Here is an 8,817-nt window from a genome sequence, read left to right on the forward strand (position 1 = left end):
GCGGCCGCCGGGAGGGCCGCGCCAGGTGGGCCGCTCGGGTCACGGGTGCCGCAGGAGGAGCAGGTTGGCACGAGGACGGCCCGGTGCCAGGCTGCCCCATGACCTCCCCCGTCCCGATACCCGTCGGCGTCACGCCCGGAGCGGTCATCCGCTGGACGTTCGACCGGCTGAACGCGCACGACTCCTCGTCACTGCGGCAGCTCTACGACGACGAGACCGTGGACCACTTCCCGCAGCGGGTCTGCCGGGGCGCGGACGAGATCGTGGGCTTCTGGGAGGAGACGTTCACCGGGATGCCCGACTTCCACGTCGAGATCCTCGCTCTCGCCGAGCACGGCGACGACGTGTTCGTCCACTGGCGCATGACGGGGACCCATCGCGGCCCGCTGCAGGGGGTCGCGCCGACCGGGAAGGCGATCGCGCTCGAGGGCATGGACCACTTCGTCGTCCGGGAGGGCCGCATCCGCAGCGGGTTCGTCGCGTACGACCAGATGGAGTACGCACGGCAGCTGGGCATGTTCCCGGCTGACGGTTCGCCTGCCGACCGCATGGTGAAGAAGATGTTCAACGCTCGAACCCAGCTCAAGCGCCGGCTGCGCGGCTGACGCACGGACGGCGCCGAGCCGGCAAGGCCGGTGTCCGTCCGTCGGCCAGCGGTCGATGCCGGCTCGGAGCAGCGCCCCCTCCTCCAAGGCCCTCCGGGACCGCAGCCACGCCCCGCCCCGGAGTCCTCGGGCCCGCCGTAGGGCACGTGGTCGGCGGGGAGCGGGGCACGTCCCGGATCCGGGGCGCGCTACCCTCGTCCCGGACCGGAACCTGGTCGACTCTGGTCGCCTGGTTTCTCGTGGCGAGGGGACGGGTTCCCACACGTTCGCTCCCACGGTCTCGCGGGTGTAGCTCAATGGCAGAGCCCCAGCCTTCCAAGCTGGCCATGCGGGTTCGATTCCCGTCACCCGCTCCTAACCGCAGTTCAACCAACCTGTCAGGCCCCCTGGGGAAGGTCGGGGGAAGCCTCCGAACGGCCTGTCTGGGCTCCTCGTGGCCCCGGTTCTCCGCTGCGTGGGTCATGAACGGATCACGCCGCTCACGCAGACGGGGCTTCGTGAGGGCCTGTCGGGTCTCCCGTCGGGGCCACGTGGCCCAGCTGGCCCGGTGACCCGTGCGCGGTGATCCTCACCGTGCAGGGGTCGTACTCAGCCAGCCGGTGATCGCCGCGACGACCTCTGCGGACCGACAGGCCGGGAGGTTGTGGTCGGAGTCGATCCAGGTCACGCGCACGCCCGGGCGCCGCGCCAATCGCCGGACGGCGCTGTGCCGCAGCTCTTCATCCGGCCCGGCGGGCGGAGGCTCGCCAGTCCGGGCGAGGAGGAGCAGCGCCGGGACGGTGAGCTCCTCCCACATCTCCTCGGGCGTCCATCCGAACTGCGCTTCGATGAGCGCCAGCACCTCCTCACGGGAGGGTCGTTCGGCGGCCCGGCCAGCGTGGCGTAGCAAGGATCGTCTGGCGACGGCCTTCCAGACCGGGCGCTGCTCGGGAGGTTCCATGGCCACGGAACGCTCGATCCACGCATCAGCCGAGGCGTCATCGCCGGTGAAGCGGGAGTGCGCATCCAGTGAGGAGGCGACGTCAGCGGCGGACGTGTGGTAGGTGGCCGCCATTCCCCGGACCAGAGCGTCCAGCAAGACGAGCGCCCGGCAGGAACCGACCGTGTTGGCGTAGGTCAACGCGATGCTGGCCCCGAAGGAGTGGCCGACGATCACCGGCCGCCTCAGCGCCAGGTGGTCCACAACGCGGCCGAGATCCGCGGCGTGCGTGGCCAGGCTCTGGTCACCGTCGCCTTCCGAGCCGCCGTGACCGCGCAGGTCGTAGGCGATCACAGGACCGATACCGGTCAACCCGGAGATCGTTCGGTCCCACACCCGCAGGTTGTGGGCGCCGCCGTGCACGAGGACCAGGGCTGGGCCGGACCCGCCCTGCCACCTTTCATACGCGAGTCGCGGGCCCGGTCCCGCGACCGACCCGATCACTGCGTTCTCGCCTCGGAGGCAGGCGCGGACCTGCGGGGGCTGGGATCGATTTGGGGTGGCATGCCGCGTCCCGGCTGCCGCTGTGGAGGGGACCGGTGGTAGCGATCGTCGTTGCTCATGACCGTGCTCTCGTTCGCGTGAGACCTCCGACGGTCGTGACGGTAGGTCCTCTCAACATGTCGGTGGCCTCCTTGTCCGGCGTTCGCGTGTTCCAGGCACTGCCGTGAGTCGCAGCCACCGTCCGAGGCGGCCCCGGTTGGGGTACGACAAGACGGGCCGCCGCGTGGCGTGGCCCCAGTCAAGGGGGTCCCCACGCCGCTGCATCAGAGACGGCGGACTCATCAGGGCAGGTTCGTCAGACGTCGTCGATGGTCGCCGTCCCCGACGCTCGTCGACGGAGAGATGCACCCGCGGAGCGGAGTCCGGACCGATCACGAAGACGAAGACGTCCGCAACCTCGATCGCTTCCGCCAAATCAGCCCGCCAGGCCGCGCGGGCGGGGACGCCCTCTCAGTCCGCCCACACCTCTCGTTGCTGAGCCTTCGACCGCGCACAGAGCCGCTCGACGAACTCCCGATCCTCGCGGGCGTACGAGATGAGAAGGCCACCCGTCGGATCCGCAGTGGAGTCCGACTGCGGCATCAGGGGCCGGTGGCGGGTCCCATGGGGACATGGGAGGCCGCGGCGTGCGAGCTGTCAACGTGGGGACCTCCCACGAGACGCCTAACCAATCCCCCGGCTGCCATGCACCTCGCAGGCGACGCTCGGCACGGCCATGGTCTGGCCGGGCCGAGGACGGAGCCTGGTGACCGGCCGGGCGCCGTGGTTGGGTTGCGCTCGGCGCTTGGCGGGGGAGGTCAGGGATGTACCGCATCGTCATGGTGCACGAGGGCGAAGTGACGTGGGCTGACGAGGTCGAGCGTGAAGTCCGTGAGGCTGCGCGCACCGCGGGCCTGCCCGAGGAGCGCATCCACGTCGTCGACGACGTTGGCGACGATGCCGACAGCCCCGCCGCCGTGGTGTACCTGGCGACGGTTGATGGAGCCAGCAGCGCGGCCGAGAAGCTGCGTCGGCTGGCTGGAGCCGGCTACCCGATCGTCCCGATCCACCGGAGCAGTGAGGTCGACGTCCGCGCCGCGATGCCATCCACCCTGGAGCGATTGAACGCGATCTCCTGGGGCGACCCCCGTCGCGCGGCGCTGGTGGTCCTGCGAGCTGTGGGCCTCGGCGAGGATGACCGCAAGCTGTTCCTCAGCTATCGGCGGACGGACGCCTCTCGTCTCTCCCTCCAACTGCACACGGCTCTCGTGCAACGGGGGTTCGACGTGTTCCTCGATCGGTTCAGCGTCGACGTCGGAGTGGACTTCCAGCGGCAAATCCACATCGACCTCGCTGACAAGGCGTTCGTCCTCTTCATCGAGAGCCCCTCCGCGAGGGACTCACGGTGGGTGGAGGAGGAGGTGGCGTACGCGATGCGACACCACATCAGCCATCTCGCATTGACGCTGCCGGGGGTCCCTGCGGATCGGCGGTTCCCGACGGTCGACAACGCCTTCCGTGAAGAACTCGACGCCACGGACATCGTCCCGGGCACCGAGGCGGATCCGCTGCTCACGTCGGCTGCGCTGGAACAGGTGATCGACGAGGTCGAGACCCGCTACTCCGGCCTCGTGCGCCGGCGCCGCGAGCAGTTGCTGGGATCGCTCACGGAGGTGCTGGTGAACAAGGGCTACCAAGTGGTGCCCGCCGCGGACTGGGCGGTCGTCGCACACCCCCCTTCCTCCCCAGGTGGTGAGGCACGCATCTACCTGACCACGGTCCGAGCACCCACGCCGCGCGACCTGCACCAGTTGCACGGTCTCCGGCAGCCGCTGATCCGGGACCCCAGCAGCGGGGAGATGGTGGGGATCGTCGTCCACCCGGCCGCGGACCTGAACACTGTCGCGCAGGAGATCGTCACCTGGATCGGCGACGGGCGGTCGCTGTCCACGATGCTGCTCGACGAGGCCGTCGGTGGCTGACCTCAGGGACCGTGCGATCCTGCTGTCGGCGAGCTTTCCCTCGGGCGAACGTGGCGAGCGCTTCAAGCCGTACGACGCGGACGCCGTCGCCGATGCCGTCACGGCGCTCGTCAGCGCCGTAATCACGGCAAACGGCCGACTGGTGTTCGGCGGCCACCCCACCATCACGCCGCTGGTCCTGAGGGTGGCTGCAGACCACGACGCTCGGAACGCGGTGGACGTCTACCAGTCCGACGAGTTCCGTGACCAGATCACCGAGCCGACGCGTGACCTCGAGCGTCAGGGGTTCGGCAGGATCGTCGCCACACCGACCGTGGGCGATCTCCGGGAGAACCTGGCGCTCATGCGACGGGAGATGATCGGGGGCAGTCCAGACCTGGCCGCAGCGCTGTTCATCGGAGGGATGGAAGGCATCCTCGACGAGTTCGACTGGGTAGGAGAACTCCGCCCATCGGTCCCCCGGCTCCCGATTGCGGCGCCGGGAGGGGCAGCCGCGATGTTGTCTGCACAGGGCCCGGACGGCCGTCCGCTGCCTCCGGAGGTTCTCGGCTGGCTGCGATCACCGCGGTATCCACTCGTGAGTGCGGAACTCGTCCGGTACCTGGCCGAGGCGTAGCCGCCGCCAGCCTTCACCACGTGTACAACTTGGGCGGTAGTCCCTTCCGGGTGGAGACCTCGCGGACTTGTCCCTCCCACGTCCGCACCAGCTGCTTCCACTGCTCGCCGTCCAGGAATGCGTCGACGGACCTGCTAACGAGATCGAACTGGGGATGTCACCGACGAGGACTCCCGGTTCCAGGACCCCCTCCGAGCGCACGCCCTTCACGGCGATCACGAGGATCGGCAGGCCCATTTGGAAGGCCATCGCCGTCTCCATGTGGCAGTACGGACAAGAGAACCAGATGTCCTTGAGTGGCCTTGGGCCCTGAAGCCCTTCTCGAGTGCGCGCCGCTTGACGGGGCGGTCGAAGCCGACGTCGACCCGGATCCTCTGAAAGGCTATGGTCAGCAGCCCGTTGGAGTCGGCGAGGACGCACACGGCACTCAGTGGATACCGGGCGCACCACCGGTCGGTCGCAGCCCTGTCCCCTCGACATCTCCTTGTTCGAGGTGACTCATCCTCCCCTGTTGCGCTCCAACCAGTTGTCGACCTGGCGGTCGATCGACCCGGGTAGCTCCAGGGCGTCGAAGGGATAGGTGAGGCGGTGGCGCAGGACTGCTGGCACTCCGTGCATCCGGCGCTCGACGAGGATCAGACACCTCAGTCCGGCAGCGAGCGCGAACCCGAGTTCGACCATCACGTTGGCGTCGCAGTCACTCTGCTCGATCTGGTCGAGGACGGCGATGACCAGGTCGCTGTGGTGCATGCAGAGTGCGACGTTGGCCCAGAGTTCCCCGGTGTAGTCGCGATCATCGGCACGGACGACGTCCCGCCCGTGCCGAGTGGCCGCCGCGCGGACGCCGGCGTCGATGGCTCCCATTGTGGGTGTGTCGTCGAAGCGCATCAGCAGCAGAGTGGTGGGTCGAGGGTGATCCCGCCGGTATGACCGGTGGGCGTCCTCACGTGAAGTCTCACCGAGCAGGCCAACCGAGACCGCATCCTGCCCGGGGCCGTTGACCGGCCTGATCACGGCACGGTGCCCCTGCGGCTCCCCGCCACCCTGGCGAGCGTCCATCCGGGTGATGTCGCCCCGCCCCTACGGTCCCTCACTGCGCAACTCCTCGACGATCTCCTCCACCCAGGTGGCGTCCTCGCCATGGGCCCGCATGGCCTCGGAGACGAAGGACAGGTCCCGAGCCGTCGTCTCGGGCTCGAACCGGTCACGGACCACGGCCAGCGCACACTCGAGCTCCTTGTGGGCCCGCGCCCGGTCACCGGTGAGCACTCCGAGTGCCAGATCGGTGGCATGATCCCAGTAGTCGGGCTCCCGGTCCTGCCGCGCCAGGCGCCGTCGCGATGCCCAGCTCACCACCGGGAGCAGTTCCGCCATGCGCTCGTGCGGCGGTGAGCTCAGGGACATCAGCAGGACGGCGTTGACCCCCGGGTAGAGATCACGCCAGTCCGACTCGAAGCCCTTGACGTAGGCGTCGATGGCCCGACCGAGGAGGCCGGAACGCCGTGCCGCGCCGCGAGCCCGTTCCCAGCGGTCCTTGTACACCCGCCCGAGCAGGCCATAGGTCTCACTGCTCGGCCGCCGCGCCAGCAGGTCGTTGAGCACGGCCTCGGCCTCTGCGTCCTCCTCAGCCCGGTTGAGGGCCCACGCGAACAACTGCTGCACCAGCTCGACCCGGGCCACCGGCTTGGCCAGGCCGCGGACGACCCGTGTCATGTCCTGCCATGCCGAGAGGGACCGGTAGGTGACCAGCAGGTCGATCGCCGGCCGCAGCGCGAGGTCCTCCGTACGGCCCAGGTCCGCCTCGACGAGCCGGACGTCCTCGAGGCCGGTCCGACGCGCCCGCTCCAACCTCCGCCGCAGCTGCTCCTCGCGGTCCGCGTGCATCCGGAAGCTGTCGATCCGCTCGTGGTCCACCTCCAGCACCGGAAGCCCGGTGACCAGCTGGTGCACGGGGCTGTCGACCCGAGCGTCACGAGCGGCACGCAGACGGGTCACGAGCCTGTTCGTCGTCCCAGCGACGTCCTCGGGCTCGCCGTTGGGACCTACGGGATAGGACAGGGCCGACCCGTGCGCCACGTCGAGGGGCAGCCGGTAGCCCTCACGGAAGATGAGGACGGTGCTGTACGGCCGCAGGGCATGGCGCACTCCGAGCTCGTAGTACACGTTCGCGTTGCCCGTGGACAGGTCGGCCAGCGCGAACTCACAGACGACGAGCCGCTCGAACATGGACTTCTGGAAGATCCCGCGGCTCTCGGGGTCCTCGTCCGCCCGCAGCGGCTCCATCCCGGCCTCGGTGATTGCCGGCACGATGAGCCGGTCGTACACCGCCCGGAAGTCGATCCGCACCCCGTCGTCGTCCTGAACGGCGTGGTAGGGCATGAGCACGAAGCACAGCGGTCTGGTCACCCCGGGCTCCACGTCCGCGCCGGGGGGCGCCTCGACCCCGGTTCGCACTCCACCTCGAGGCGACTGGGTTGCGGCACGACCTCTCCTCGACACGGTCCTGGGCGCAGCAGCTGCCGCACGGGGCTCTCCACCTCAGGTGCTGAGCGCGACGACCGTGGCACCGACCAGCACCGCGGCATGCAATGGCAGCACGGAGGGGCTGAGCAGAGCGCGAGACACACCACAGGCTCCCGGTTTGCTCACCCGCATGACGTGGACACCGACCCTGTCAGCGACGGCTGCCGCGTAGAGCTCGCGGTACGCACGTTCCACGGCGAGGTAGTACGCGTCGAGACCGGCGAAGACCACGACGACTCCCACACTGATCCACGCCAGACTCCGGTCGCTGTCGACCCTCGCGAAGGCGGAGAGTGCCGCGGCGAGTGTCACCGACCATCCCTTGAGCAGGAACGAGTTGCCGGCGAGCCGGCCGATGACCGCCTGGACCATCTTGAGGTGCTCGACATCGGACATCGCCGGAGAGTCGCGGACTTCGCCAACGGGGACAACGCGCCACGCACACTTCACCGGTGCGGTCCGGCGCGCTCGGCGAGCGGCCGGCGGTGACGCCATGAATCCCCGAGGTCCTCGTCACGGGTGCGACAAGGGCGCTGACGGTCGGTATCGGCGCACAGTCGCTGCGCCGGTCACGCCACTCTCCCCGGCACGGTGCGCGGCGGAACCCGCCGACTGAGCCAGAGTCGCGGGCGCGACACGGCACGATCCTCGAGAGCGGAGCGCCCGGTCATGGAACTAGTGGTCACGTCGTTGGCGGTGGGCGCCGCCGTCGGCGGCTACGTCGGTTACCAGGTCGGCAACTGGCGGGCGGCCCGTCGCGCAGCCAAGGCGACCTATCGCACTCAACGAGGTCTCCGCTGAGCCCTGTTGAGGTCCCCCACCGCCAGCCAGCACAGTCAGGGCCGAGGGAATCGAAGTGCCCGCACCACAGGGCGACGCCCGACCTCGGTCGCGGATGCAGTGGAGATCCGGGTCGCCGAATCGTCACGGGATACCGCGCGAGCGATCAGTTCTCGATCCTTCGCGATCCTGCAGAGCTCGAAGGTCTCTTCCCTTACCCATGCGGCCCTGATCCCACCCCGGCCCGCCCAGTCCTCAGGTCGTGCGTCAACTGGGAACGGGGCTTCCTGCTGTCGATCTTCCCGTCCAATCAGTCGTTGTCGGATCGAAGGCAGGAACAGAGCCGACGTCCGCCTCGTCGAAGGGGTCGGCGCTGGCGGTGTCGACTCCACCGAGCGAAGAAACACCGTGAACGCGGATGCCGAGCAGCGGACTCCTGTCGGACCACGCTCCTTCGATCTCGTGGATCACCCATGACCTGCTCGCAGCGTGCTCACATCAGGACGATGACATCGCCTAGCTGTCGCAACCAGGGACGTTGTTGACGTTCGGCGCGTCGGCTTGATCATGAAGGAGACCTCCGGGAGGAGTGGTGGTGCTTGACGTCACCATCGCCAACCGGAGGTCTCCGTGGCTCACGCTAATGCCCGCACCACCGTCTACGCCCGCAAGCTGATCATCGCTCGTGTCCTGGCTGGTCATCGGCCCGGTGAGGTGGCCAAGCAGCTGGGGATCAGCCGGCAGACGGTCTACAAGTGGGTGCGCCGCTGGCGGACCGAGGGTGCGGCCGGGCTGGCCGATCGCTCCTCGCGGCCGCATCGGATGCCCCGGCGGACCTCACCGGAGACG

The 8,817-nt window shown here is 69.2% G+C and carries 8 protein-coding genes and 1 tRNA gene; 5 read left to right on the forward strand and 4 right to left on the reverse strand.

Translation table 11 applies throughout. The features are described from left to right. Positions 1–98: 98 nt before the first annotated feature. Both CHC04_RS16435 and CHC04_RS16440 read left to right on the forward strand, forming a co-directional pair. Positions 99–605 (forward strand): ester cyclase, encoded by a 507-nt coding sequence (locus CHC04_RS16435; protein WP_141233825.1) that lies wholly within the window; start codon positions 99–101, stop codon positions 603–605. 282 nt (positions 606–887) lie between these two features. Further along, positions 888–958: transfer RNA gene (locus CHC04_RS16440), tRNA-Gly, on the forward strand. Between the two features lie 215 nt (positions 959–1,173). Here the strand turns inward: CHC04_RS16440 and CHC04_RS16445 are convergent. Next, the gene (locus tag CHC04_RS16445; protein ID WP_089404999.1) at positions 1,174–2,028 is read right to left on the reverse strand and encodes an alpha/beta fold hydrolase; all 855 of its coding nucleotides are present in this window, start codon (positions 2,026–2,028) and stop codon (positions 1,174–1,176) included. An 863-nt stretch (positions 2,029–2,891) separates the two neighbouring features. Here CHC04_RS16445 and CHC04_RS16450 point away from each other — a divergent pair. After that, complete coding sequence (locus tag CHC04_RS16450; protein ID WP_089405000.1) at positions 2,892–4,049, forward strand: Thoeris type III anti-phage system protein ThcB4; 1,158 nt, start codon at positions 2,892–2,894, stop codon at positions 4,047–4,049. Next, complete coding sequence (locus CHC04_RS16455) at positions 4,042–4,665, forward strand: Thoeris type III anti-phage system protein ThcA (RefSeq protein WP_089405001.1); 624 nt, start codon at positions 4,042–4,044, stop codon at positions 4,663–4,665. The genes CHC04_RS16450 and CHC04_RS16455 overlap by 8 nt, the downstream gene beginning before the upstream one ends. A gap of 498 nt (positions 4,666–5,163) precedes the next feature. On the opposite strand, the gene CHC04_RS16460 is transcribed toward CHC04_RS16455, so the two are convergent. The 3 genes from CHC04_RS16460 to CHC04_RS16470 form a co-directional block, all read right to left on the reverse strand. Further along, positions 5,164–5,553 carry a TIR domain-containing protein gene (locus CHC04_RS16460; protein ID WP_176450044.1) on the reverse strand — a complete coding sequence of 130 codons (390 nt, stop codon included), beginning with the start codon at positions 5,551–5,553 and terminating at the stop codon, positions 5,164–5,166. A gap of 192 nt (positions 5,554–5,745) precedes the next feature. Further along, complete coding sequence (locus CHC04_RS16465; protein WP_089405057.1) at positions 5,746–7,044, reverse strand: TRAFs-binding domain-containing protein; 1,299 nt, start codon at positions 7,042–7,044, stop codon at positions 5,746–5,748. A 159-nt stretch (positions 7,045–7,203) separates the two neighbouring features. Beyond that, a complete protein-coding gene (locus tag CHC04_RS16470) occupies positions 7,204–7,584 on the reverse strand; it encodes a hypothetical protein (protein WP_141233826.1) in 381 nt (126 codons plus the stop codon). 1,014 nt (positions 7,585–8,598) lie between these two features. Here CHC04_RS16470 and CHC04_RS16475 point away from each other — a divergent pair. Continuing rightward, positions 8,599–8,817, forward strand: a 219-nt coding sequence (locus CHC04_RS16475) for a helix-turn-helix domain-containing protein (protein WP_141233828.1), incomplete at its 3' end; no start/stop codon positions are given.

The organism is Geodermatophilus saharensis (assembly GCF_900188205.1).
GTDB lineage: Bacteria > Actinomycetota > Actinomycetes > Mycobacteriales > Geodermatophilaceae > Geodermatophilus > Geodermatophilus saharensis.

Bases quoted from the DNA above. Each gene is read 5' to 3' on its own strand.
- CHC04_RS16465 (WP_089405057.1), bottom strand. From the start codon at position 7,044: ATGCCCTACCACGCCGTTCAGGACGACGACGGGGTGCGGATCGACTTC.
- CHC04_RS16460 (WP_176450044.1), bottom strand. From the start codon at position 5,553: ATGCGCTTCGACGACACACCCACAATGGGAGCCATCGACGCCGGCGTC.
- CHC04_RS16435 (WP_141233825.1), top strand. From the start codon at position 99: ATGACCTCCCCCGTCCCGATACCCGTCGGCGTCACGCCCGGAGCGGTC.
- CHC04_RS16450 (WP_089405000.1), top strand. From the start codon at position 2,892: ATGTACCGCATCGTCATGGTGCACGAGGGCGAAGTGACGTGGGCTGAC.
- CHC04_RS16470 (WP_141233826.1), bottom strand. From the start codon at position 7,584: ATGTCCGATGTCGAGCACCTCAAGATGGTCCAGGCGGTCATCGGCCGG.